This window comes from Pseudoalteromonas sp. CO342X (assembly GCF_004208915.1).
Taxonomy (GTDB): Bacteria; Pseudomonadota; Gammaproteobacteria; order Enterobacterales; family Alteromonadaceae; genus Pseudoalteromonas; species Pseudoalteromonas maricaloris.
The window spans coordinates 154,410-179,111 of record NZ_SGPH01000016.1; the positions used below are offsets into that span (position 1 = coordinate 154,410).

General features: G+C 43.5%; 22 protein-coding genes. 18 read left to right on the forward strand and 4 right to left on the reverse strand.

Features of this window, described 5'->3' with window-relative positions; genetic code table 11:
* Window positions 1-15: 15 nt before the first annotated feature.
* The 6 genes from EXT47_RS07730 to EXT47_RS07755 all read left to right on the forward strand — a co-directional run bounded on the left by EXT47_RS07730 (window position 16) and on the right by EXT47_RS07755 (window position 7,095).
* Complete coding sequence (locus EXT47_RS07730; protein WP_081489945.1) at window positions 16-543, forward strand: cell division protein ZapC domain-containing protein; 528 nt, start codon at window positions 16-18, stop codon at window positions 541-543.
* Between the two features lie 90 nt (window positions 544-633).
* A complete protein-coding gene (locus tag EXT47_RS07735; RefSeq protein ID WP_130126232.1) occupies window positions 634-1,017 on the forward strand; it encodes a zf-TFIIB domain-containing protein in 384 nt (127 codons plus the stop codon).
* A 92-nt stretch (window positions 1,018-1,109) separates the two neighbouring features.
* On the forward strand, window positions 1,110-3,221 hold the full coding sequence (rlmKL, locus tag EXT47_RS07740) for a bifunctional 23S rRNA (guanine(2069)-N(7))-methyltransferase RlmK/23S rRNA (guanine(2445)-N(2))-methyltransferase RlmL (RefSeq protein WP_130126233.1): 2,112 nt from the start codon (window positions 1,110-1,112) through the stop codon (window positions 3,219-3,221).
* Window positions 3,214-3,444 (forward strand): glutaredoxin family protein, encoded by a 231-nt coding sequence (locus EXT47_RS07745; RefSeq protein WP_039495734.1) that lies wholly within the window; start codon window positions 3,214-3,216, stop codon window positions 3,442-3,444. The genes rlmKL and EXT47_RS07745 overlap by 8 nt, the downstream gene beginning before the upstream one ends.
* A gap of 1 nt (window position 3,445) precedes the next feature.
* A complete protein-coding gene (locus EXT47_RS07750) occupies window positions 3,446-5,362 on the forward strand; it encodes an ABC transporter ATP-binding protein (RefSeq protein WP_130126234.1) in 1,917 nt (638 codons plus the stop codon).
* A gap of 8 nt (window positions 5,363-5,370) precedes the next feature.
* A complete protein-coding gene (locus EXT47_RS07755) occupies window positions 5,371-7,095 on the forward strand; it encodes a DUF3466 family protein (protein WP_130126235.1) in 1,725 nt (574 codons plus the stop codon).
* A 116-nt stretch (window positions 7,096-7,211) separates the two neighbouring features.
* Here the strand turns inward: EXT47_RS07755 and EXT47_RS07760 are convergent, their stop codons facing one another.
* Complete coding sequence (locus tag EXT47_RS07760; protein WP_010371507.1) at window positions 7,212-7,721, reverse strand: DUF2062 domain-containing protein; 510 nt, start codon at window positions 7,719-7,721, stop codon at window positions 7,212-7,214.
* On the opposite strand from EXT47_RS07760, the gene EXT47_RS07765 reads away from it, so the two are divergent.
* The 7 genes from EXT47_RS07765 to tcdA all read left to right on the forward strand — a co-directional run bounded on the left by EXT47_RS07765 (window position 7,722) and on the right by tcdA (window position 15,120).
* Window positions 7,722-9,947, forward strand: a complete 2,226-nt coding sequence (locus EXT47_RS07765) for a DNA internalization-related competence protein ComEC/Rec2 (RefSeq protein WP_240701601.1) — start codon at window positions 7,722-7,724, stop codon at window positions 9,945-9,947.
* 62 nt (window positions 9,948-10,009) lie between these two features.
* Window positions 10,010-11,749 (forward strand): lipid A export permease/ATP-binding protein MsbA, encoded by a 1,740-nt coding sequence (gene msbA, locus EXT47_RS07770; RefSeq protein WP_039495738.1) that lies wholly within the window; start codon window positions 10,010-10,012, stop codon window positions 11,747-11,749.
* The gene (gene lpxK, locus EXT47_RS07775) at window positions 11,750-12,733 is read left to right on the forward strand and encodes a tetraacyldisaccharide 4'-kinase (protein WP_039495739.1); all 984 of its coding nucleotides are present in this window, start codon (window positions 11,750-11,752) and stop codon (window positions 12,731-12,733) included.
* Entirely contained in the window at window positions 12,723-12,920 is a 198-nt protein-coding gene (locus EXT47_RS07780; protein ID WP_010371492.1) for a Trm112 family protein, read from the forward strand. The genes lpxK and EXT47_RS07780 overlap by 11 nt, the downstream gene beginning before the upstream one ends.
* Complete coding sequence (kdsB, locus tag EXT47_RS07785) at window positions 12,908-13,669, forward strand: 3-deoxy-manno-octulosonate cytidylyltransferase (RefSeq protein WP_130126236.1); 762 nt, start codon at window positions 12,908-12,910, stop codon at window positions 13,667-13,669. Before EXT47_RS07780 ends, kdsB begins: the two co-directional genes overlap by 13 nt.
* Window positions 13,656-14,321, forward strand: a complete 666-nt coding sequence (locus EXT47_RS07790; protein ID WP_039495741.1) for a TIGR01621 family pseudouridine synthase — start codon at window positions 13,656-13,658, stop codon at window positions 14,319-14,321. The genes kdsB and EXT47_RS07790 overlap by 14 nt, the downstream gene beginning before the upstream one ends.
* A gap of 1 nt (window position 14,322) precedes the next feature.
* Window positions 14,323-15,120 carry a tRNA cyclic N6-threonylcarbamoyladenosine(37) synthase TcdA gene (tcdA, locus tag EXT47_RS07795; protein ID WP_039495743.1) on the forward strand — a complete coding sequence of 266 codons (798 nt, stop codon included), beginning with the start codon at window positions 14,323-14,325 and terminating at the stop codon, window positions 15,118-15,120.
* A gap of 29 nt (window positions 15,121-15,149) precedes the next feature.
* Here tcdA and EXT47_RS07800 read toward each other — a convergent pair whose 3' ends face one another.
* From EXT47_RS07800 to EXT47_RS07810, 3 genes are all read right to left on the reverse strand, one after another.
* Window positions 15,150-15,557 (reverse strand): SufE family protein, encoded by a 408-nt coding sequence (locus EXT47_RS07800; protein WP_039495744.1) that lies wholly within the window; start codon window positions 15,555-15,557, stop codon window positions 15,150-15,152.
* A 4-nt stretch (window positions 15,558-15,561) separates the two neighbouring features.
* Complete coding sequence (locus EXT47_RS07805; RefSeq protein ID WP_130126237.1) at window positions 15,562-16,773, reverse strand: aminotransferase class V-fold PLP-dependent enzyme; 1,212 nt, start codon at window positions 16,771-16,773, stop codon at window positions 15,562-15,564.
* Window positions 16,774-16,875: 102 nt separating this feature from the next.
* Window positions 16,876-18,162, reverse strand: coding sequence for a citrate synthase (locus EXT47_RS07810; RefSeq protein WP_010371472.1), 1,287 nt, complete (start codon window positions 18,160-18,162; stop codon window positions 16,876-16,878).
* Window positions 18,163-18,578: 416 nt separating this feature from the next.
* Here EXT47_RS07810 and sdhC point away from each other — a divergent pair, with 416 nt between their 5' ends.
* From sdhC to sucA, 5 genes are all read left to right on the forward strand, one after another.
* The gene (gene sdhC, locus EXT47_RS07815; RefSeq protein ID WP_125252744.1) at window positions 18,579-18,956 is read left to right on the forward strand and encodes a succinate dehydrogenase, cytochrome b556 subunit; all 378 of its coding nucleotides are present in this window, start codon (window positions 18,579-18,581) and stop codon (window positions 18,954-18,956) included.
* The gene (sdhD, locus tag EXT47_RS07820) at window positions 18,947-19,294 is read left to right on the forward strand and encodes a succinate dehydrogenase, hydrophobic membrane anchor protein (RefSeq protein WP_010371467.1); all 348 of its coding nucleotides are present in this window, start codon (window positions 18,947-18,949) and stop codon (window positions 19,292-19,294) included. Before sdhC ends, sdhD begins: the two co-directional genes overlap by 10 nt.
* Window positions 19,295-21,067, forward strand: coding sequence for a succinate dehydrogenase flavoprotein subunit (sdhA, locus tag EXT47_RS07825; protein WP_010371464.1), 1,773 nt, complete (start codon window positions 19,295-19,297; stop codon window positions 21,065-21,067).
* A 10-nt stretch (window positions 21,068-21,077) separates the two neighbouring features.
* Window positions 21,078-21,797: a succinate dehydrogenase iron-sulfur subunit gene (locus tag EXT47_RS07830; RefSeq protein ID WP_010371461.1), complete on the forward strand. Its 720-nt coding sequence runs from the start codon at window positions 21,078-21,080 to the stop codon at window positions 21,795-21,797.
* Window positions 21,798-21,881: 84 nt separating this feature from the next.
* Window positions 21,882-24,695, forward strand: a complete 2,814-nt coding sequence (gene sucA / locus EXT47_RS07835; protein WP_010371459.1) for a 2-oxoglutarate dehydrogenase E1 component — start codon at window positions 21,882-21,884, stop codon at window positions 24,693-24,695.
* Window positions 24,696-24,702: the final 7 nt, after the last annotated feature.

A 24,702-nucleotide genomic window follows, 5' to 3' on the forward strand; every position in this document is an offset into this window, starting at 1 on the left:
GGTGGGAGAGAAGTTTTGCAAGCTTCAAAAGAGTGGCAATGGATCCGCTGCACAGAAAGGAACAGGTTGTTAATTGATTTGGGTGACGAGCTTCAGCTTTGCACGCCTTTTCGTTTGCGCCACCTTACTGAAGACTCAACCGCTAATCCCAATTTTAGTCTCAGCGAAGCTGAATTTTATCAGAGTGTATTTTCCTACCTTTGCGGTTTTGGTGTTTGGAATGAGCCCAGATGCTGCCAAATCGCTTTAAATGCAACTGCGGCAAAATTTCACTTACAACCGATGCAAGCAAAGAGCTGGTTTTTTAAGCCATACTTTGGTGGTGAACCTGTGAGTGAGGCGGTTGTGTGTTTAAATTCCAAGCTAAGCCGCGGCGAGTTTCTAATTATCGAGCATGATGGTCAGTCAAGTCTTTGTTTAAGCCTGAACGAGCAATTTATTCTTGATGAGGGAATAGAGCTTGAACAATTTCAAGCGATAAAAGTACTGAACGATCGGTTAGCGCCTCTTGTGTTAACGCACCGCGTTCATCAAAGCGCATAGCCAAGTTCTTCCCATCGTTTTATTGACCAGCAATTATTCCCTGTATTAATCTGTACCTACTTTGAGTTGTTTGCTGATCTAGGGAACAGAATGCGCTGCCTCTGCGATAAAACATTAAAACTAACTTATGCCGACGCTGAAGGACATTGCGGTTATCAATGTCAGTCATGCGGTGCCATTTGGCTGCCGCGCAAATTTATTGATTCCATTAAACATACTTATCATTTTAGTTATACCGATTTTATTGCAAAGCGGTCGTTGGTTGAGCGTGACGTTTTACAATTATGCCCTGATGATGGTCATACGCTTAAAGACTATACGCTCTTTGAAGCTAGTTTTAGTGAGTGCGGGTGCTGTGGTGGCGTGTGGTTTGAAAAAGGGGAGCTCCATAACTTACTACAAAATTACCAAAGCAAGAGCTCGGACATAAGCGCGCTAGATAAGTTAGATTTTCTGAGCTTGCTAAATTTTTAACGTAATTTATCCCCATACAACCAAGCTCAACTAATAACTAACGATAACTTGTGTGTTATACTGCGCCCAGTTGAAATTTAAGGGTATTCAAATTGCAATTTATCGCATTGACATCTATTGGTGTAGAGCAGTTACTGGTTGAAGAATTAACCGAGTTTGGTTTTGAAATAAACAAGCAAACCGTTGGTTCAGTTAAGTTCACAGGCGCTAATCTAGACGTACAAAAGTTCTGTATGATGACACGATTTGCAACGCGCGTGATGTTGCTTATCGATGACAAACCAGAAGTGAATGACAAAGATTCTCTCTACAAGTTTGTTCGTTTTCAGGCATGGCAAGATTGGTTTAGCCCAAAGCAGACCTTTGCAGTAGAGTTTAATGGTACGAATAATGCGCTTAAAAATACGCAATTCTCTGGTCTGGTGGTTAAGGATGGGATCGTTGACTACTTCAATGACCTGTTTGAACAACGTCCAGATGTTGACAAACAGACACCTGATATTCGCATCATAGCGAAATTATCTAAGCAAGGCTGTGCGCTATATATCGACTTCTCGGGACCTCGCTTATCTGATAGAGGTTATCGTGACAAACAAGGTAAAGCGCCAATTCGTGAACATCTAGCGGCAGCGCTGGTTAAACGTAGCGGCTGGCTTGAAGATACTAATAAGCCGCTTTTTGATCCCTGCTGTGGTTCTGGCACGTTATTGATAGAAGCGGCTTCTATGGCACTTGGTTTACCTACTAACCTCAATAAAGACTTTGCCTTTAAACGCCTGCCGAGTTTTCGTGAAAGTAAGTTCACCGAGCTTAAAGCACAATTAAATGTACAACCAGAGCAAAAGAGCTTATGGCTGATCGGTAGTGATATCGATGAACGTGTGCTGTCAATTGCTGAGCGTAATGCCAAGCGCGCAGGCGTTGAGTCACATATAAAGTTTAAGTTTGAAGATGCCAATCAGCTTAGCCTTGCTGCTAAACGCCCCGGCACTGTGCTGAGTAACTTACCTTATGGTGAACGTCTAGGTGGTATGGCTGAAATTATTACGCTATATCGCAATATGGGTATCGCCTTTAAAAAGCACTATAAAGACTGGAATTTGGCGTTACTTGCGAGTGAAGAAAGCCTATTAAAAGTGCTAAAACTAGCGCGTAAAAAGTCTTATAAATTCAAAAATGGCCCGCTCGACGTGCTGCTTAACTTGTATGAAATGAATGAAATGCAGGTACAGCAAAATAAACAGAGCAGTGGGCTTAATTTTGAAGGCTCGACTGCGTTTGGCAACCGCTTGAAGAAAAATCTACAAGGCTTAAAATCTTGGCTGAAAAAAGAAGACATTAATGCGTATCGTGTTTATGACGCGGATATCCCTGAATACAATGTTGCAGTTGATATTTATAACGATAACGCAGTCATCTTTGAATACAAAGCGCCAAAAGAAATTGACGATAGTGTTGCGCAAAAACGTTTGCAAGACGTGATCACACTTACCGCCGAGCAGCTGAATATCGACCCGTTAAACATCGCGGTAAAAGTAAGAAAGCGCCAAAAAGGTCAAGAACAATACAAAGCCCTGGACAAGCAAAACCGCACTGAGGTAGTAGAAGAGTACGGTGCTAAGTTCAAGGTTAACCTATTTGATTATCTTGATACGGGTCTATTCCTTGACCACCGCTTAGCTCGCAAGTTTATTCAGCAACATTCGAAAGATAAACGCGTGTTGAATCTATTTGCATACACAGGTAGTGCTTCTGTGCACGCCGCAGTTGGCGGCGCTAAGTCTGTTACCACAGTAGATATGTCAAAGACCTATCTAAAATGGGCTGAAGAAAACTTTGAGCTAAATGGTTTGAAGAACCCACGTTTCAGATTTGAGCAAGCGGATTGCTTAAAATGGCTTGAAAGAGCCGTTGGTCAATATGATCTCATTTTCTTAGACCCACCAACATTCTCTAACTCTAAACGTATGTCTGACGCATTTGACGTGCAAAGAGATCATTTAAAACTATTTGGTTGGGTAAAGAAAATATTAGCACCGAATGGTGTACTGCTGTTTTCTAACAACAAACGCGGATTTAAAATCGATGAAATGGGACTTGCGGCACTTGGCCTAACTGCTGAGGAATACTCATCGCAAACCTTGTCTTTGGATTTTAAACGTAACAAGCAAATTCACAACAGCTGGTTGATCCGTCATGATTAAATGTACTTTATTCCACACCGATGGTTGTCATCTTTGTGAAGAAGCATTGACGATGTTAATTCAATTTTTGCCTGAAGCCGAAATTGAACTCGTCGATATCGTCGATAGTGAAGAGACGATGACGGAATATCAATATAGAATTCCAGTGATTAAAAAAGGCGAGACAGGTCAGGAACTTGGCTGGCCTTTTACTCAACAACAACTACAAGAATTTATAGACTAATATGGATCTCATTCGAATTGCTAAAGCCCAACTGGCTTTTGGCTCACACCCTATACTTGACCAAGCTGATGCCGTTATTGAATCAGGCGAGCGCGTTTGTATTGTGGGCCGAAACGGTGCCGGTAAATCAACGTTACTGAAAGTGCTTGATGATCAAGTGCAACTTGATGATGGTGAAATCAACCGTGTTGGTGGATTAAAAGTTTCAAGGCTAGAACAAGACCCACCAAAGGGCGCAAATGGCTCGGTCTTTGATTATGTTGCGAACGGTTTACCTGATGTTGCTGAGCTGCTCATTGAATTTCATGAAGTCAGTGAAAAACTACAAACCAGCCAGTCAGATAAACTGATGACCTCGCTTGAGCGCTTAACTCAGCGATTGGAAAGCGAAGATGCGTGGCGTTTTGAGTCACGGATCAAGCAAGTGCTTAGCCAGTTGCAATTAGATGCGAATATGCGCCTAGAAGAGCTCTCAGGTGGCTGGCTACGCAAAGTCGCGCTGGCCAAAGCGTTGGTGAGCGATCCAGACTTGCTGCTACTCGACGAGCCGACTAACCACCTTGATATGCAAAGTGTTATCTGGCTTGAGCAATTCCTGAAAGAGTTTAAAGGGGGGATCGTGTTTATCTCTCACGACCGTGCCTTTATTCGCGCAATGGCGACTCGAATTTTAGATTTAGACCGTGGCAAGTTGGTTTCATACCCTGGAGATTATGCGCAATATCTAGAACAAAAAGCCCATGATTTAAAAGTGGAAGAGCAACAGAATGCCTTGTTTGATAAAAAGCTTGCCGAAGAAGAAACCTGGATAAGACAAGGGATCAAGGCCCGGCGAACCCGTAACGAAGGGCGTGTGCGAGCACTAAAAGCGCTCCGTGTTGAGCGCAAGCAACGCATCGAGCAGCAAGGTAAGACAGACTTCAACATCGAGACGGCGGATCGTTCCGGTAAGCTGGTCTTTGAAGCGAAACATTTAGACAAAGCATTCCAAGAAAAATGCATTGTGAAGGACTTTTCAACGCTGGTGATGCGTGGCGACCGTATTGGCTTGGTCGGTCCTAATGGAGCAGGTAAAACTACGCTGTTAAAAATGCTTTTTGGTGATATTAAACCTGACGCAGGCAGTGTAAAACAAGGCGTGAATCTGGAAGTTGCGTACTTCGACCAATACCGTGAAAAATTGGATGAAGAAGCAACCGTGCAGGATAATGTCGCAGAAGGTAAGCAAGAAGTAATGATGGGCGGCCGCTCACGTCATGTGCTTGGCTATCTGCAGGACTTTTTATTTCCGCCTGCGCGAGCTCGAACTCCTGTAAAGGCATTATCAGGCGGTGAAAAAAACCGCTTATTGCTTGCAAAGCTCTTCCTTAAGCCTTCAAATATTATTGTGCTGGACGAGCCGACCAACGACTTGGATATTGAGACGCTTGAGTTACTTGAAGAAATCTTAAACCAATACCAAGGCACGGTGCTGGTCGTCAGCCACGACCGAGAGTTTATCGATAATACCTGTGGCAGTGTGTGGGCATTCGAAGGCGAAGGCCTAGTGACGGAAATTGTTGGCGGCTATAGTGACTTTGAGCTGTATCAGCAAAGACGAGAGCAGCAAAAGAAAGAAGCACAAAAGGTTCATCAAGAAAAACAGCAACAAGTCGAGACTAAAAAGGCAGCTGCGCCTGCTCGTTCAAATAAGTTGAGTTACAAATTAAAACTTGAATTAGAGTCGTTGCCCAGTAAAGTAGAGGAACTTGAAGAGGCAGTGAACAAACAACAAACACTGGTCAGCGATCCAGACTTCTTTAAACAAGATCAAGAAACGACCCACAAGGCATTGAACCATTTGACTGAGCTAGAGTCGAAGCTGGAAGCCGCGTTTGAACGCTGGGAAGAACTAGAAGCATTACAGAATCAGCAGTAAGGATTAAAATGAAATTTAAACTTTTAGCCGCGAGTGTCGCCGTAGCCCTTTCACAACAGGCGGCCGCTGCCACCTATCAGTTAACTGAATTACCAAGACATGATAATAGCAAATATAGCTACGTGTCAGATGCCAATGAAGCTGGAGACGTGATTGGTCACGCTTCCAATTTATTTGGTGTAAAGATTGATGTGTCGTATATCGACTTCGATGATTCAACACTCAAAAATTATTACGACAGTACAAAAAAGCAGTACGAGCTGATCGAAGAAGAAATCACCTTCACATTAGAAGATATTCAAAACAATGATGCAGCTAATACGAATGCTCAAGCTCATGCATTTATGCTGTCTTATGTTATGAATTCAAGCAGAGTAGTTAGCCAAGAATATCAAAGAATTGAAAGAGCAATTTCTTTGACATATAACAATAATACCGCAGAAGAGTTTGTGGTATTTGATGAACAATCTCCGGATTATGAAGGACTCACTCGCTCGGTCACTAACTATCTTACAAGCATCGCAGAAGACGGTACAATAGTGGGCTGGGGTTCTGCACCTTTTAAAAAGATAACTTTTACTCCTGAGGGTGAAACAGAAGAAGAAACTTATTTTGTACGTGATTGGCGAAATAAAGGTATTTTAGTTACACCAGCTGGAGAGAAAATTAGGTTAGAGCCTGCCTTTACAGAATACGGCGGCCTTTCTCTTGCCACTGATATTAAACAAACCGCTGATGGCGGCTATATTATTGTGGGACAAAGTTCAACTTCGTTATCGCAAAGAACAACAGAAAATATAGAAGACAGTTGTGATGGTGTGGATGAACCAGTCGATGTGTGTATTCAAAGATTGACCTCGCCATATCATACTCGAGCCTACAAGTGGACGTTTGATAACGATTTTAACTTAGTCAGTTCAACCGATCTTGGACTTGGTTTTACACCAGATGAAGATGATGAACGAGCCTATTCAAGCATGGCTGTGGCAACTAATGGGACGGGATTAACGGTTGGTTATTCTCGTGCACGTCGTCAAAGTAACGATGATCTTCTACCTTACGAACAAGCCGTTTACTTTACTAACAATGAAATTAAGCGCATTAAAGAAGTTGAGAGCTTTATCGAATATAGTCAAGCGGTTGATGTAAATGATAATGGCACGATTGTTGGTGTGTTTGGACGTTTTACTGGTGGCTCAAGAGATTATGACTCAACAGGTTTTTACTTTAATACGAATACCGCTGAGTTCAAAGAAATGCCTGCATACTTTGAGGGTTCGGCGACAGCAATCACAGATATCAACAATAATGGCTTTGTTGTAGGCCAAGGTGTTACAGAAAAGAGTGGTTCTAACCGTCGTCGTGAAGCGTTTCTATATGAAATTGGTGCAGAAAAACTAGTGAATATAAACTCACTTCTTCCTTGTAAGAACGATTCTTTCCCTTACACCATTGCAGAAGCTGTGAAGATCACTGATGACAACAAGATATATGCGATTGCGACCAAAACGGTTGAAAGACGCAATACGTTGGGTGAAATTGAGAAGGACAGTAAGGGCGAGACTGAGTATGAGTCGGTAAGTTTACCTGTTCTACTTACCCCAATTTCTGGTGAACCAGAAAACTGTACACCACCTGAGGCAGAAACATATGAGCGTCAATCTGCAAGCTGGTCTTGGCTTAGTTTACTCGCGTTACCACTAGTGGCGCTGAGAAGACGTCGTAAAGCCTAAAGTACAATTTAGACGATAAAAAAGCCCGGAAGGGCTTTTTTTGTGTTTGAAAAGAAATATTAGCAAATTCAATTCGATATTTTGTTCAACCAGTACAAATCTTAACTATACTGGTATTAGCCTTGGCCGCGACTTTGCCACGCTTTATTCACAGAACGTCGCCACAGGTAATCGATACCGAAAAAGCCGATAATAGCGGCAAGTGTTGCGCAGATCAAAGAGCCGACGATAAATGCAGGCCCAATCGTTGTTAGGCTTTGTGCAAGCCATTCCCAACTCGCCTCAAAATGGAATGGCTGTTGTTCTTGGCCAAGGGCAAATACACCGACTAAGTAAGAGCAATAAAATATCGGCGGCATCGTGAGTGGATTAGTGATCCAAACGAGAGCAATAGACAAAGGCAAGTTGACGCGAAATGGAATCGCAAGTGCTGCTGCCAGTACCATTTGAAAAGGAACAGGGATGAATGCGAAAAATAGCCCCACCGAGAATGCGCCACGTGCTGAACGCCGGTTTAAATGCCAGAGGTTGGCATCATGCAGTAACTTACCAAAGATTTTTAATGATTTCTGTTGTTTGATTTTATTATGATCAGGTAAAAAGCGTTGAATCGTTTTTTTCGCCATTTGCAGCTGCCATCTACTTGGATTCTGATATGTTTTGGAATAATTCTAGGTTGCTTCAGTGCGGTATTTCTTCTCGACAATTGGCGATTAGCCGCAATAAGCATATTCCTCTACTTCATGGGCCGCTATTCTAAGCTTTTTTGTCCTATATTGGCAGGATTTATTTTAGGGATTTCCATTGTTCTTAGCCATTACTTTGTTTTTTATCAGCTAAAAATACCAGAAATGTGGCAATCGCAGCTTGTTACTGCTTCGGGTAAAGTTATTGAAGTTGATAATTCTGTGATTGGTGAAGCGTTAAAGGTAAAGCTAGAGCAAGTTGACGGCTACCAGTTTGCGCGTTGGCGTACGGTAAATGCAAAGCTTTATCGTAACTCGTCAACGCCTATATTGCGTGTCGGTGACCACATTGAGTTTACGGTAAAACTTAAACGTTATCGTAGCAGAGTTAATATCGGACTTTTTAACGCTGAATTGCATGCGTTTAGAAAGCATATGTATTTTAAGGGCAGTATCAAAACAATCAATTCGCTAGTGAAGGACACTACGTGGCGAGATAACTATCGCTTATTCATTGATAAAAAGCTCAATGGGCTCAGCTATGCTTGGCTGTATTATATTTTGTTAACCGGCGATACAAGCAGAGTCGACTTCGAAAACAAAACACAATTTAGAAGTCTTGGTTTGAGCCATCTGTTAGCGATTTCAGGGCTTCATATCGGAATGGTATTTGCCATCGCGTTTTTGCTAATAAAAGTCGTGCTGTATTGTACCCCGGTAATAATCTCCCAAGCAGCCAACTTACATCAATGGTGTTTGGTTTTTTCGTTACTCTTGTGTTTTGGGTACGTCATTCTCTGTGGCTACAGTGTATCGGCGACTAGAGCTGTGATCATGGCAATGGTATGGGTTGCCTGTTACCTCTTTGCAGTGCGCCTTAAAGCACTTCAGGTGTTAACGGCTGCGTTGACAATTGTCTTGGTGGTAGACCCGTTTTCATTACTCAATCCTGGTTTATATTATTCCTTTTTTGCGGTAGCTATTATCGTAACGTTAGCGACAAAAGTTGGCCGAGGTTTAGGTGTGAAACTGCTTGCGTTAATTAAGTTGCAGCTCGCGTTATTTATCTGTCTGTTGCCACTCAACCTCTATTTCTTTTCTGGTGCGAGCATCATTTCATTGGCTGCGAATATCATAGTGATCCCGTTGATTTCTGCCGTTGTATTTCCGCTACTACTGCTTCATGTTACTGCGTTGCACGCTATTGGTTGGCAACTTCCACTTCATCTAGTTGATAGTGGGTTAGTGGTTCTGTTTAAGCTGTTGCAAAACTCTCCGGTCAGTTGGGTAGATATACCCAGCGTTTCGTCCGTGTTTCTTATAACCAGCTACTTAAGTGCTTCGCTGCTGTTTTTATTCAGAAATTGTTTTGGTTTATTACCTATATTAATTTTCCTCGTTCAGTATCTATTTCGAGCCTCTCCGCTATGGCAAGTCGATGTTTTTGACGTCGGTCACGGAACCGCTGTGTTAGTTTCTCGTAATAACAAAGGGCTGCTCTATGATGTGGGGGCCAAGTATTTTGGCTATTTTTCGATGTTTGAGTTTGTGATCAAACCCTATCTTTTGAATAATCGAATTACGCTACAAGATACCATCATTAGTCATAACGATGGTGACCATAATGGTGGCGTTGACGACCTCATTGCCTTTGATGGCGGGAAATCGTTACAGCGTTTTCACCCCGCAAGTGCTGCTGATAGCTGTGTGCTTGGAACACATCAATTTCAAGGGCTAGACATATCCGTGATCTGGCCTCAAGAAATGTCGAACAATGACAACAATAACTCTTGTGTGGTTCGTATCTCTGATGGGCAGTTTACGCTTTTATTACCAGGAGATATCGAGAAAGTCACTGAAACTAAGTTACTTAACCTCGAAAAAGAAGCACTCAAAGCCGATATATTACTGATTCCACACCATGGTAGTGGCAGCTCTTCGAGCGAGCAGTTTATTCAAGCGGTTGACCCTGACATTGCGATATTTTCTCGTGCCTTTTATTCGCCTTGGAAAATTCCCAATGAGAAAGTGATTGAAAGATACCAAAGAGTAGGGAGTACACTATTGGATACCGCCTTAGATGGCCATATAAAGATCTCAATTTTTGCTCAAGAAATCACAGTTGAACGAGCTCGGGAAGTGGAAAATTACTGGTTTCTCAGATAATCCATTCAGTTTTAACGATTTGAAAGTTACAATAATGCCATATAGAAAAGTAGAGGCTGGCAATGCAACCAACCGACAAGCAGATTTACGCTAGATTATTTAGCTATGTAAAAGACTTTAAACTCGCTGCCATATTTTCAGTAATTGGCATGATAGGGTACGCTGCGATGGACGCTTCGTTCGTTGCGTTAATGGATCCGTTTATCGATGAGGGCCTCACTGCAGGCAATCGCGATGTACTAAAATTGGCGCCCTTTGTTGTTATCGCGTTAGTTATTGGACGCGGTATCTTTAACTATATGGCATCGTATTGCTTGTCTTATGTTGGATCTCAGGTTGTGCGTGCGTTGCGACAGCAACTTTTTGAACATATGTTGTATCTACCAGTGTCGTTTCATGATCAACATTCTAATGGTGAATTGATATCAAAAATCACTTTTGATACTGAGCAAGTACAGCAAGCCGTCACTAAGGCGCTTCAAGTGCTGATCCGTGAAGGCGCATTTGTATTTTTCTTACTTATCACGATGTTTTATGCAAGTTGGCAGCTATCACTCATTTTCTTAGTTGTGGTACCAATCGTGGCGGTGATAGTTACTGTGGTGTCTAAGCGTTTTAAGAAAATCTCCAAGAATATTCAAGATGCGATGGGAGAAGTGACGAAAAGCTCTGAGCAAATGATGGCGGGTCATAAAGTTATTCATGGCTTTGGTGGTCAAGATAAAACCATCTCTCACTTTGCTAAAGTTAATAATCATAACCGCCAGCAACGCGTAAAAATGGATGCGACTAAAGCGCTGAGCGTGTCTATCATCCAAATCATAGCGGCGAGCGCAATGGCGGTGATACTCGCGATTGTCGCGATGCCTTCTATGGTAGATAAAATTTCATCGGGCACCTTTGTCACTTTGATCACCTCTATGATGATGATGCTGCGTCCTTTAAAACAACTTGCCAATGTAAATAGTGACCTGCAACGCGGGATCTCTGCGGCGAAAAGTGTGTTTGCGGTAATTGATCTTGAAAAAGAAAAGGACACTGGCACTCAGTCTTTATCTCGTGCTCAAGGTAACCTACAAGTCAAAGACTTAACTTTTACTTATCCATCTAAAAGCGATCCGGTAATTGAGTCATTAAACCTTGAAATCAAAGCCGGGCAGAGTATCGCGTTGGTTGGTAGAAGTGGCTCAGGAAAATCAACGATTTCTAATCTTTTACCACGTTACTATGATATTGAAGCGGGCAGTATAGAGTTAGACGGAACGAATATAAATGATTATCAGCTTGCGGATTTACGCGCGCAATTTTCCATCGTGTCGCAGCAAGTGGTGTTGTTTAATGACACCATTGCAAACAATATTATGTACTCGTTAAAGCAACCCTTATCGCAAGAAGCCCTAGAAAAAGTCGTAAAACAAGCCCACGTCTGGGAATTTGTTAAAGATCTTCCTGAGGGCCTAAATACTGTTGTTGGTGAAAATGGCGTGATGCTTTCTGGCGGACAACGACAACGTATCGCCATCGCGCGTGCTATTGTAAAAGATGCACCTATCCTTATTTTAGATGAAGCCACATCAGCATTAGACACAGAATCTGAGCGTTTGATCCAACAAGCGTTGGAAGAGCTGATGGCTGATAAAACAACCATAGTAATTGCCCATCGGTTATCGACAATCGAGCGTTGTGACTGCATCTATGTGCTAGATAAAGGCAAGATCATCGAACAAGGCAAGCATGCTGAATTGGTCGCGCAGGAAGGGGTTTATCATGCACTTTGCAAAATGCAGTTTGGTGAGCAATAAATGGCATCAAAAATAGAGCAAAGTTGGTATAAAAAACCGGGACTACTAACACTATTATTGCTTCCGCTAAGCCTGTTATTTGGACTTATTAGCTTGGTGAGAAAGGGGCTTTATAAACTCGGTTTTTGCCCCGCGTACCGCTCGCCTGTTCCGGTTATTATTGTCGGTAACATTAGTGTGGGCGGTAATGGCAAAACGCCATTTGTGCTTTGGTTAGTCCCTTTTCTTGAAAAGCTTGGTTTTAAGGTTGGGGTGATCAGTCGAGGCTACGGTGCAAAACCTAGCTCAACCCCGTTTTTGGTCACTGAAGCGACCTCAACGGAAGAGGGCGGTGATGAACCTTGTTTACTCGCTAAACGATTGAAATGCCCCGTGATGATTGGTGCTGATAGACAAGCGAGTATTGAAAAATTATTAGGTAATAGCGATGTAAACATCATCGTCAGCGACGATGGGCTACAGCACTATAAATTGGCACGAGATATTGAGTTCTGTATTGTTGATGCTGTGCGGCGCTTTGGTAATGGCTTATGGATGCCGGCAGGGCCCCTTAGGGAATTACCTAAGCGTATTCAGAGTGTTGATCTTGCCGTATATAATGGTGGATGCGAAAGTTATTCCTACACGTTAGAGACTGTTGGTTTTTTTCGTGTTACAGATGATAGTCCAGCATCCAATATTGAAATGGCTGGCGCTTCAGTCTGTGCTATCGGCAATCCGGCGCGATTTGAAAATACGCTACGAGATAGGGGGATTGTTCTGAGTGAAAGCCTACATTTTGCGGACCATCATCCATATCAAGCGTCCGACTTCGCGCAAATCGATAACGGCGCTATTTTTATGACAGAGAAAGATGCGGTAAAGTGTCGCACTTTTGCAAAAGATAATTGGTATTACCTCAAAGTAGATGCCAAACCTACATCAGCGCTTGAAAAAGCGGTATTAAATTTACTTAAAAAGAAAGAGATTTATCATGGCCTTTGATACCAAATTACTAGAAATAATTGCCTGCCCAGTATGTAAAGGCAAATTAAGATATGACAAAGAAAACAAAGAGTTGATCAGCACAGCAGCTAAGCTTGCTTATCCAATTAAAGATGATATTCCTGTGTTATTGGAAAACGAAGCGCGCGAGCTGAGCAGCGATGAGGTTGAGCAGTGGAATTCGTAGTCGTTATTCCGGCACGTTATGCTTCAAGCAGGCTGCCTGGTAAACCACTTGCCGATATCAGCGGTAAACCAATGATCCAGCGTGTTTACGAACAGGCAATTCAATCTGGCGCGGCAGCGGTTTATATCGCAACCGATCACAGTGCGGTATTTGAGGCAGCGCAAAACTTCACTGATAATGTGCTCATGACGCGTGAAGATCACCAATCAGGTACTGAGCGACTCGCCGAAGTTGTTGAACAACTGGAGCTGAACGAACAAACCTTGGTGGTTAATGTGCAAGGAGATGAGCCACTGCTAGAGCCTGATAACATCGCACAAGTGGCAGCACTACTGCATCATTCTGATGCACCGATGGCGACTTTGTGCGTTGATGTGGAAGATGTAGAAGAGATGTTGAATCCGAATGCCGTAAAAGTGGTGTCTGATATTCAAGACAACGCACTGTATTTCTCTCGCTCGTCTATTCCGTTTCAGCGTGACAGTATGTTAACGCTCGACAAAAATAGCATTCCAGTGAGCCATTTTAAACGTCATGTTGGCATATATGCCTATCGTGCGGGCTTTATTCAAACCTATTTATCGCTAAGTGTTTCACCGCTAGAGGTGCAAGAGTCGCTAGAGCAGCTACGCGTGCTGTATCATGGATACAAAATTAAGGTCGCTAAAGCGGCTAAGCCGGTACATGCTGGAGTGGATACTCCTGAAGATTTGGCACGGGTTCAAGAGATACTGAATGGAAAAGTTTAAGCTCATTGCGGACGAGGTAGACTATGTGGTTGCATACAAACCACAAGGTATGAGCTTCCATAGTGAGGACGGTGCAGGTTTTGTTGCCTTACTGACGGATCAACTAGGCTATCCCTTATTTCCAGTTCACCGCCTTGATAAAGTCACATCGGGACTCATTCTTTTAGCGAAGTCTAGCGAGGCTGCAAAGCAGCTGACGAGCTTGTTTTCCGCTCGGAAAATAGACAAATTTTACCTAGCGTTAGTTAGTGCTAAACCGAAGAAAAAGCAGGGCTGGATAAAAGGTGATATGGCTAAGTCGCGTAGAGGCACCTATAAACTGGTTAAAACTAAGCAAAATCCTGCGGTGACTCGATTTTATTCATGCTCTGTTGCGACCAACCTACGCGCTTGTATCGTTAAGCCGTTTAGCGGTAAAACACACCAAATTCGGGTGGCACTAAAAAGCATCGGTGCGCCAATTTTAGGTGATTTAGCCTATAGTGGAGAGCCTGCAGATAGAACGTATCTTCACGCATTTTGCCTTGAATTTGAGTGGCAAGGTAACCATCAACACTATCAAGCGGCGCCTGAAGGTGATGGTGCATTTGGCCATTTATTGGCACATGAAATCTTTGCAAGTTGGCAAAATCCAAGTCAATTAGAGTGGTAACATGACTGATTCGAATAGAGAACTAAGATTTGGCGGCATTGGTCGGTTATACGGTAACGCCGAGTTAGAAGCATTAAGTAAAGCACACTTTTGTGTCATTGGTATTGGTGGCGTTGGCAGTTGGGCTGTAGAAGCGTTAGTGAGAACGGGTATAGGTAAAATAACGCTTATCGATATGGACGATATTTGTGTAACCAACATTAACCGTCAGTTACATGCTCATAGCGAAAGTATCGGGATGCAAAAGATTGAAGCAATGCGAGATCGCTGTCTTGCGATTAACCCAGATTGTGAAGTTACCCTGATCGATGATTTTCTGATGTTAGATAACATTAGAAACTACATTCAAGGCTTTGATTATGTTATTGACTGTATCGACGCGGTTAAAGAGAAAGCGGCGCTAATCGCGCATTGTAAGCGCAATAAAATACCGGTGATCACTACAGGTGGTGCAGGCGGTCAAACCGATCCGAGCCAGATCCAGTATGGGGATGTGGCAAAGACGACCCATGATCCGCTGCTGGCAAAAGTACGTTATATTCTCAGAAAACAATATAACTTTAGCGATAATCCAAAACGTAAATTTGGCGTGGATTGTGTGTATTCTACAGAGCAGCTCGTTTACCCAAGTACCGATGGCACTGTGTGCAAAGCAAAGCAACAAGCTGAAGGTGGGAAAAATATGGACTGCGCGACCGGGTTTGGCTCTGCTGCTATGGTAACTGGGAGTTTTGGTTTTTTTGCGGCGTCCAAAGCAATACGTAAGTACCTAGATAAACAAAGCAAAAGCAGCGAATAAGTGTGCTCGTTTGAGCACCTTATATCACGTTATTTTAATATCTCTGCTTGCACTTGGATCTGTTCAACAATCGCACGTATACCATTACCTCTAGATGGGCTTAGGTGAGCAATTAATCCAAGCGACTCAAACAGTTCATAAGCATTAAACTGGCTTGCTTGTTCTGGCGTTTTACCTGCGTACGCTGCAATGATGATTGCAAGTAATCCTTTGACAATACGCGTATCTGAGTCAGCAATAAGCACGAGCTGCTGCGCGCTTTCATCTAAGTCCAGATAGAGCCAAACTTTACTATCACAGCCTGACACTATCGCTGAGTCGACTTTCAGTGCATCAGGAAGAGTTGGAAGTTGTTTACCTAGCAGCATAATTTCACGATACTTGGCTTGCCAGCCATGACTTTCAGATAATTTTTTTGTGATATGTTCAATATTCATAAGTTCAATCTAATAATTCTATTGTGGCACTTAACGCATTAATAAAATGCTCAATATCGTCTTGGTTATTATAAAAAGCCAAACTTGCACGTACTGTTCCATTAACCTTGAGCATTTTCATTAGCGGCTGAGTACAATGGTGTCCGCTTCTGACTGCTACGCCGTATGTATTGAGTAGTGTGGCAAGATCGTAGTGGTGTTCGTTTTTATAGTTAAAACTGACGACGCCAACATTGTTTTGTGTATCGCCATAAACCGTGATGCCTTCAATCTGTTTTAGCTTTGCTAAAAGGGAGTGATAGAGCGCTTGCTCATAACGTTGAAGTGCACTGGGATCAATCTCGTTTACATAATCTATCGCTGCGGCAAATCCGATAACGCCAGAAATATTGGGAGTGCCGGGCTCAAACTTGCTAGGTGCCTCTCTATAACTGGATCGCTCGAAACTCACTTCTTTTATCATTTCGCCGCCGGTTTTGTATACCGGGAGCGCATTTAGTTGCTGGTATTTACCATAAAGTCCGCCGACACCTGTTGGTCCAAGCGCTTTATGAGCTGAAAAAACATAAAAGTCGCATTCCAGCGCCTTTAGATCAGGTCTCAAATGCAGTAAAGACTGTGCGCCGTCGATAACCGTGATGGTACCTAAGGCCTTGCAAACCGAAATGAGCGACTCAATTGGATGAATATTCCCAAGTGCGTTTGAAACATGGCCCATTGCTAACACATCAGGTTTATGCTGCTTTAACATCGCAATAGCGCCTTGCTCATCGAGGACGCCGTCTAACATAGGTAACACCAGCAAAGTTGCGCCTGTACGTTGACAAGCTTCTTGCCAAGGCACTATGTTAGCGTGATGTTCAAAGGGACTGATGGCAATGACGCTGTCTGAATTTAAGCTTGCACTCAGGCCATGAGCCACCAAGTTTAGTGATTCAGTTGCGCCGCTGGTCCATACGATTTCTCGTGTTTCAACATTTAAAAAATTGGCAATTGTTTCTCGGGCACTTTCGTAGCGAACAGTGGCGTTTTCACTAAGCGTGTGTAAACCTCTATGTACGTTTGAATTCTCATCTTGATAAAAAGTTTTTATGACATCAATGACTTTGTTCGGTTTTTGCGCAGTTGCAGCAGAGTCAAGATAGCAAAGCGGCTGTCCATCAAGTTGTTTGTTCAAAATTGGAAAGTCGTTGCGCAGAGATTGGATGTCAGTCATAACGTACCTGAGTTAATTGAGCAGCGCGATTCTAACGAATACGCGGCGATATTAAAACAAAAAAGGCCGCATTAAGCGGCCTTTTCAAACACAATAACGAGATTATCTGTCGTTTTGTGTTTTGTAGTCGCGAGACGTGTAGCCTTTGTAAAGCTGACGCGGACGACCAATTTTGTGTCCTGGTTGAGAAAGCATTTCGTTCCAGTGTGAAATCCAGCCCACAGTACGAGACATCGCGAAGATAACCGTAAACATGCTTGTTGGAATACCGATTGCTTTAAGAATGATACCAGAATAGAAGTCTACATTCGGGTATAGCTTCTTCTCAATGAAGTAAGGGTCTTCTAGGGCAATCTGTTCAAGTTTCATTGCTACGTCAAGCAGTGGATCTTGAATGTTTAGCTCTTTAAGTACTTCGTGGCACGTTTGACGCATTACTGTCGCACGTGGGTCAAAGTTTTTATAAACGCGGTGACCAAAGCCCATTAGACGGAACGGATCGTTCTTATCTTTTGCTTTTGCAACGTACTCGTCAATACGATCAACAGAACCAATTTCTTCAAGCATAGTTAAACATGCTTCGTTTGCGCCGCCGTGTGCAGGGCCCCAAAGTGATGCAATACCTGCCGCGATACACGCGTAAGGGTTTGCACCTGAAGAGCCAGCAAGACGAACTGTTGAAGTTGACGCGTTTTGCTCGTGATCTGCGTGAAGCATGAAAATACGATCCATTGCTTTAGCAAGTACAGGGCTGACGTTGTAGTCTTCAGCTGGCACAGAGAACATCATGTGAAGGAAGTTTTCTGCGTAGCTCAAGTCGTTACGTGGATATACGAACGGTTGGCCAACGTTATATTTGTACGCCATTGCAGCAATTGTTGGTAGCTTAGCTACTAACTTGATTGCACAACGCATACGTTGATCTTCGTCAGAAATATCCAAATCTGAGTGGTAGAACGAAGATAACGCACCAACTACACCACATAGCATTGCCATAGGGTGTGCATCTACACGGAAGCCTTGGAAAAACGCAGCAATCTTCTCGTGCATCATTGTGTTGCGAGTGATCTCATCTGAGAACTCAGCTAGTTGTTCTTCGCTTGGTAATTCACCGTTTAATAGTAGGTAGCAAAGTTCAATATAGTTAGAATTTTCAGCAAGTTGCTCAATTGGATAACCGCGATGAAGCAGTACACCTTTGGCACCGTCAATGTAAGTGATAGACGAGTCACAAGAGGCAGTCGACATAAATCCTGGGTCATACGTAAATAGGCCGTGAGCACCTAAAGAACGAACGTCAACTACGTCTTGACCAGCTGTACCTTCGTAAATTGGTAACTCAATCGGATCGTGACCATCAATATGGACTGTGGCTTTTTTATCTGCCATCTATTTGTCTCCTATTTAATAACAATATTCTGATTGTTATGTTGTGATACTAATGTTAAGCAAATTCAGATCATTCTAACTTATAACCTAGGTTAAAAGTCAATTTTTCTGTGATTTATGCATAAATGTATAATAAATATTCTACGGCGATTAAATATTAGACCATTCGCTAATTCGCAAGCGTCTCTATCTAAACAAGAATTGTAAAAGGGCGCATAGCCTTATATACTGTCAACGGTTTTATACCGTATCGTCTGTGGGTAAACCTATTTTTACATCAATTTTTACACTCGAGTGAACTTTTTGGTGTCCTAATTGGTTTATCTAGAGTGTGCCACCTACATTTGCAATATGTAGGTGGGTTTCATAAAAACAAGTAGATGAGCTCCTTTGTGGGCAAAGATGGGCAAGTAACTGTGAAAAAGCAAAGACCTGTAAATCTAGATCTTACGACTATATCTATGCCGCCAACGGCTAAAGCGTCGATTCTTCACCGTGTCACCGGTGTCGCTTTCTTCTTCGCTTTGACCTTTGTGATTTGGGCTTGGTCTGAATCCCTTTCTTCTCCTGAAGGCTTCGAGTTTGTAAAAGAACTGATGTCTGGCTTTATCGCGAAATTCATCGCGTGGGGCACCCTAACTGTATTGTCTTACCACATCATCGGTGGTATCCGTCACATGATCCAGGATATGGGACATTGGGAAGAATTAGAATCAGGCAACAATAGCGCGAAGATTGCACTAGCACTTTGGGTTATCGTAGCAATTTTGGCTGGAGTATGGATATGGTCTTAAATCAAGCGACTCTAAAGCGTGATGGCGTACAAGACTACGTGTCACTACGTACAACTGCGTTAATTATCCTAGCTTACGCGGTATTTATCGTAGGCTATCTTCTAATTACTCCTGAACTGACTTATGAAGCTTGGTCAGGGTTGTTCTCAAACTTAGCTGTGAAAGCAGCAACGATGATCACACTAGTATGCATCATGGTACATACACGCATCGGTTTGTGGCAGGTTCTAACTGACTACGTTAAGAACTCAACAACTCGCACTATTCTTGGCTTTGTATTAAACCTTATGGCTTTAGCTTACGTAGCTATTGGTCTGTTTGTTCTGTGGGGTGTTTAAGTGAAATATAACGTACGTGAATTTGACGCAGTTGTAGTCGGTGCAGGCGGTGCGGGTATGCGCGCGGCACTTGCTATCTCGGAATCAGGCAAAACTTGTGCTCTTATTTCAAAAGTTTTCCCAACTCGTTCTCATACAGTATCAGCACAAGGCGGTATCACCGTTGCGCTAGGTAACTCTCACGAGGACAACTGGGAATGGCACATGTACGATACGGTTAAAGGTTCTGATTACATCGGTGACCAAGATGCTATCGAGTACATGTGTAAAACAGGTCCAGAAGCTATCACTGAACTTGAGAACATGGGTCTACCTTTCTCTCGTTTTGAGAACGGCCGCGTATATCAGCGTCCTTTCGGTGGTCAGTCGAAAAACTTTGGTGGCGAGCAAGCTGCACGTACAGCAGCCGCAGCGGACCGTACTGGCCACGCGTTGCTACACTGCCTATATCAGCAAAACGTTAAAAACAAAACAAACGTTTTCTCTGAGTGGTATGCACTAGACCTAGTAAAAAATGACAATGGCGATGTAGTGGGTGTCACCGCAATCGACATCGAGTCAGGTGAAATCACTTATTTCAAATCAAAAGCAGTTGTTCTTGCAACTGGTGGTGCGGGTCGTATTTTCGCATCAACAACGAACGCACACATCAACACGGGCGACGGCGTTGGTATGGCGGTTCGTGCTGGCATTTCAATGCAAGACATGGAAATGTGGCAGTTCCACCCGACAGGTATCGCCGGTGCGGGTGTACTAGTAACAGAAGGTTGTCGTGGTGAAGGTGGTTACCTTCTAAATAAAGATGGCGAGCGCTTCATGGAGCGTTATGCGCCAAACGCGAAAGACCTAGCGTCACGTGACGTTGTTGCACGTTCAATGATGACTGAGATCCGTGAAGGTCGTGGTTGTGATGGTCCTTGGGGTCCGCACATCAAGCTGAAGCTTGACCACTTAGGTGCTGAGACACTTAACTTACGTCTTCCAGGCGTTTGTGATCTAGCGAAGACATTCGCACACGTAGACCCAGCAGAAGAGCCAATTCCAGTAATCCCAACTTGTCACTACATGATGGGTGGTGTACCAACTAACGTTAACGGTCAAGTGCTAAACGTAGACGGTCAAGGTAATGAAAAGATCGTTGAAGGTCTATTCGCAGTAGGTGAGATTGCGTGTGTATCTGTACACGGTGCAAACCGTCTAGGTGGTAACTCACTGCTTGACCTTGTTGTATTTGGTCGTGCGGCGGGCAACTTCCTTGGTACTTACTTGAAAGATGCTGAAATCGCTAAAGAAGCAAGCAACGATAACGTAGACGCAGCACTTGCGCGTACTAACCGTTGGGAAACTTCTGCGAAAGGTCAGGGTGAAGATCCTGTACAAATCAAGAAAGATCTACAACGTTGTATGCAGCTTAACTTCTCGGTATTCCGTGAAGGTGACGCAATGGCTGAAGGTCTTAAAGAACTTAAAGAAATTCGTGAGCGTCTACAGTACGCACGTCTTGACGATAAGTCTGCTGAATTCAACACGCAACGTATTGAGTGTCTAGAGTTAGATAACTTGATGGAAACAGCGTACTCGACAGCGGTTGCTGCGAACTTCCGTACGGAAAGTCGTGGTGCACACTCTCGCTTCGATTACCCAGAGCGTGATGATGAAAACTGGTTGTGTCACTCGATTTACAACCCAGAGTCTGAGTCTATGAGTAAGCGTGAAGTTAACTACGCGCCTAAGACTCGTGAAGCATTCCCACCGAAAGCACGTACATACTAGGAGCTAAGCGATGGCAACTTTAGAATTATCTGTTTATCGTTATAATCCTGATGAAGATGCGGCACCACGCATGCAAGACTATTCTCTAGAAGTAGAGGAAGGTCGTGACATGATGGTGTTAGATGCTCTTATGCAGTTAAAAGAGCAAGATCCATCTTTATCTTTCCGTCGTTCATGCCGTGAAGGGGTATGTGGTTCTGACGGTATTAATATGAATGGTAAAAATGGTCTTGCATGTATTACTCCAATTTCTGCTTTGCAGAACGGTGGTAAAGGCAAGATCGTCATTCGTCCATTACCAGGTCTTCCGGTGATCCGTGACTTAGTAATCGACATGAGCCAGTTCTATACGCAATACGAGAAGGTTAAGCCATTCTTGATCAACGACAAGCCAACTGGTGGTGAAGAACGTCTTCAGTCAATTGAAGAACGTGAAAAGCTAGATGGCCTGTACGAATGTATTCTTTGTGCATGTTGTTCAACGTCTTGTCCTTCTTTCTGGTGGAACCCAGACAAGTTCATCGGTCCTGCGGGTCTTCTACATGCTTATCGTTTCTTGGCTGATAGCCGCGATACAGCGACAGAAGAACGTCTTGCTGGTCTTGATGATGCGTTCAGCGTATTCCGCTGTCACAGTATTATGAACTGTGTTAGCGTATGTCCAAAAGGCCTTAATCCAACTAAGGCAATTGGACAAATTAAATCAATGTTGTTAAACCGTTCGGTATAACACATACTACTAGCTAAGATGGCAAGCAAAAGCTTGCCATCTTGTTTTCGTTTGAGTTTCTGCGCTAGATAAAAGGGCTAATAGATGCACGAAGGTGTGATGAAGGCATGGCTAGAATCTTCGCATTTGTACGGCGGTAACGTTGCGTACGTAGAAGATCTATATGAGGCGTATCTAGATGATGCAGCTTCAGTGCCAGAAGAGTGGCGAGAGGTGTTTGATCAACTACCTAAAGTTGATGGAGTGGATGTTGACACTAAACATTCAGAAGTAAGAGCGCAATTTGCGGAGCTTGCTAAAAACAAACACAGAGAAGTCGTGGTTTCCGCAGAGGGTTCTGCTGATGCCAAGCAAGTTAAAGTTCTGCAGTTAATTAATGCATTCCGTTTCAGAGGTCATCAGAACGCAAACCTAGATCCTTTAGGGATTTGGGATAGAGAACGTGTTCGCGATCTTGACCCTGCTTTTCATGATTTAACCGATGCAGACTTAGATAAAGAATTTAACGTTGGCTCTTTTGCTTGTGGCAAAGAGACAATGAAACTCAAAGACTTGTACGCTGCGCTTAAAGCGACATACTGTGGCTCTATCGGTGCTGAGTACATGCACATCACGTCTACCGAAGAAAAACGTTGGTTACAACAGCGTTTGGAATCGTCCTTCTCGAAGCCACAATTCGACAAAGAAACCAAACTAAGAATCTACAAAGGTCTAACTGCTGCAGACGGCTTAGAAAAGTACTTGGGCGCAAAATTCCCAGGCGCTAAGCGTTTCTCTCTAGAAGGCGGTGACTCACTTGTGCCTATGCTGAAAGAGCTTATTCACCGTGCTGGTGAAAGCGGTCAGCAAGAAGCCGTAATTGGTATGGCCCACCGTGGTCGTCTAAATGTACTAGTGAATGTATTGGGTAAAAACCCACAAGAACTCTTTGACGAGTTTGCTGGTAAATACGGCGAGCACGCAGGTTCTGGTGACGTTAAATACCACATGGGTTTCTCTTCAGATTTCGGTACGAAGGGCGGCAATGTTCATATGGCATTGGCATTTAACCCATCTCACCTTGAAATCGTAAACCCGGTAGTAATGGGTTCGGTACGTGCTCGTCTTGACCGTTTGAATTGCCAAAGTGGTTCTAAAGCATTACCAATCACAATTCACGGTGACTCTGCAATCGCAGGTCAAGGTGTCGTTCAAGAAACGTTTAACTTATCGCAAACACGTGCATACGGCGTTGGCGGTTCGATCCGCATCGTAGTTAATAACCAAGTTGGTTTCACTACGTCAAAACGCGAAGATACTCGTTCGACTGAATACTGTACTGATATCGCTAAAATGGTTCAGGCACCTATCTTCCACGTGAATGCAGATGATCCTGAAGCCGTTGCTTTCGTTACACAAGTTGCACTTGATTTCCGTAACAAGTTTAAACGTGATGTGGTGATTGACTTAGTATGTTACCGTCGTCACGGCCACAACGAAGCGGATGAGCCAAATGCAACGCAACCGCTTATGTATCAGAAAATCAAAAAGCACCCAGTACCTCGCCAATTGTATGCTGATCAACTTGTGCGCGAAGGTGTGATTTCTGAAGACGATGCGAAACAAATTGCTGACGATTACCGAAATGGTCTTGATAAAGGCGTTTGTGTCGTAGAAGAAATTCAAAAAGAAACCAAACACTCATCAGATTGGTCTAAGTATGTTGGTCACGATTGGGACACGCCGTATGAGCCAAAGGTTGCGCTAGATAAACTCAAAGCGCTTGGCGAAAAGATTGCGAGCTACCCAGAGGCTCATAAAGCACAATCACGCGTTAAAAAGATTTACGATGATCGTAAACTTATGGCGCAAGGCGAGAAAATGCTTGATTGGGGTATGGCTGAGACATTGGCTTACGCGACCTTGGTTGATGAAGGCACTGATATTCGTCTTACCGGTCAGGATTCTGGTCGTGGTACATTCTTCCACCGTCATGCCGTAGTTCATAACCAAAAAGACGCGTCTACTTATCTTCCACTGCAAAACATTCGTGAAGGCCAAGGCCTGTTCGAAGTGTACGATTCAGTACTTTCGGAAGAAGCGGTACTTGCATTCGAATATGGTTACGCGACAGCAGAGCCAACGTCATTGGTACTGTGGGAAGCGCAATTTGGTGACTTCGCCAACGGTGCTCAAGTCGTATTCGACCAATTCCTAAGTTCAGGTGAGCAGAAGTGGGGTCGTTTATGTGGTCTAACACTACTTCTTCCTCATGGCTATGAAGGTCAAGGTCCAGAGCACAGTTCTTCGCGTTTAGAGCGTTATTTACAGCTTTGTGCTGACCACAATATGCAAGTATGTGTGCCGTCAACACCAGCGCAAGTATATGCAATGCTACGTCGTCAATCGGTTCGTCCACTACGTCGTCCTCTGATTGTAATGACACCTAAGTCGCTATTACGTCATCCATTAGCTGTTTCTAGCCTAGAAGAGCTATCCGAAGGCGTATTCAATAACATGATCGATGAGATTGATGATATCAATCCTGAAAACGTTGAGCGTGTTGTGTTCTGTAGCGGTAAGGTTTATTACGAACTACTGCAAGAACGTCGTAAGCAAGAGCTTAACAACGTGGCTATCGTTCGTGTTGAACAGCTATATCCATTCCCTCACAAAGAGATGGATGAGATCATGGCTCGCTACCAGCACGTAAAAGATTTTGTTTGGTGTCAAGAAGAGCCACAAAACCAAGGTGCTTGGTACTGTTCACAGCATCATTTCTGGGAAGCTATCCCAGCTGGCGCAAATCTGACTTATGCAGGCCGTAAGGCTTCAGCTGCACCAGCATGTGGATACATGTCTACACATACTAAAGAACAAAACGCGTTAATTGCTGACGCTTTAACAATTAAGAAATAAGGAATAA

What these genes read in the sequence shown, in the direction of transcription:
- EXT47_RS07735 (WP_130126232.1), top strand. Translation starts at nt 634, where the DNA reads ATGCGCTGCCTCTGCGATAAAACATTAAAACTAACTTATGCCGACGCT.
- EXT47_RS07745 (WP_039495734.1), top strand. Translation starts at nt 3,214, where the DNA reads ATGATTAAATGTACTTTATTCCACACCGATGGTTGTCATCTTTGTGAA.
- EXT47_RS07750 (WP_130126234.1), top strand. Translation starts at nt 3,446, where the DNA reads ATGGATCTCATTCGAATTGCTAAAGCCCAACTGGCTTTTGGCTCACAC.
- EXT47_RS07755 (WP_130126235.1), top strand. Translation starts at nt 5,371, where the DNA reads ATGAAATTTAAACTTTTAGCCGCGAGTGTCGCCGTAGCCCTTTCACAA.
- EXT47_RS07760 (WP_010371507.1), bottom strand. Translation starts at nt 7,721, where the DNA reads ATGGCGAAAAAAACGATTCAACGCTTTTTACCTGATCATAATAAAATC.
- msbA (WP_039495738.1), top strand. Translation starts at nt 10,010, where the DNA reads ATGCAACCAACCGACAAGCAGATTTACGCTAGATTATTTAGCTATGTA.
- lpxK (WP_039495739.1), top strand. Translation starts at nt 11,750, where the DNA reads ATGGCATCAAAAATAGAGCAAAGTTGGTATAAAAAACCGGGACTACTA.
- EXT47_RS07780 (WP_010371492.1), top strand. Translation starts at nt 12,723, where the DNA reads ATGGCCTTTGATACCAAATTACTAGAAATAATTGCCTGCCCAGTATGT.
- EXT47_RS07790 (WP_039495741.1), top strand. Translation starts at nt 13,656, where the DNA reads ATGGAAAAGTTTAAGCTCATTGCGGACGAGGTAGACTATGTGGTTGCA.
- tcdA (WP_039495743.1), top strand. Translation starts at nt 14,323, where the DNA reads ATGACTGATTCGAATAGAGAACTAAGATTTGGCGGCATTGGTCGGTTA.
- EXT47_RS07800 (WP_039495744.1), bottom strand. Translation starts at nt 15,557, where the DNA reads ATGAATATTGAACATATCACAAAAAAATTATCTGAAAGTCATGGCTGG.
- EXT47_RS07805 (WP_130126237.1), bottom strand. Translation starts at nt 16,773, where the DNA reads ATGACTGACATCCAATCTCTGCGCAACGACTTTCCAATTTTGAACAAA.
- EXT47_RS07810 (WP_010371472.1), bottom strand. Translation starts at nt 18,162, where the DNA reads ATGGCAGATAAAAAAGCCACAGTCCATATTGATGGTCACGATCCGATT.
- sdhD (WP_010371467.1), top strand. Translation starts at nt 18,947, where the DNA reads ATGGTCTTAAATCAAGCGACTCTAAAGCGTGATGGCGTACAAGACTAC.
- EXT47_RS07830 (WP_010371461.1), top strand. Translation starts at nt 21,078, where the DNA reads ATGGCAACTTTAGAATTATCTGTTTATCGTTATAATCCTGATGAAGAT.
- sucA (WP_010371459.1), top strand. Translation starts at nt 21,882, where the DNA reads ATGCACGAAGGTGTGATGAAGGCATGGCTAGAATCTTCGCATTTGTAC.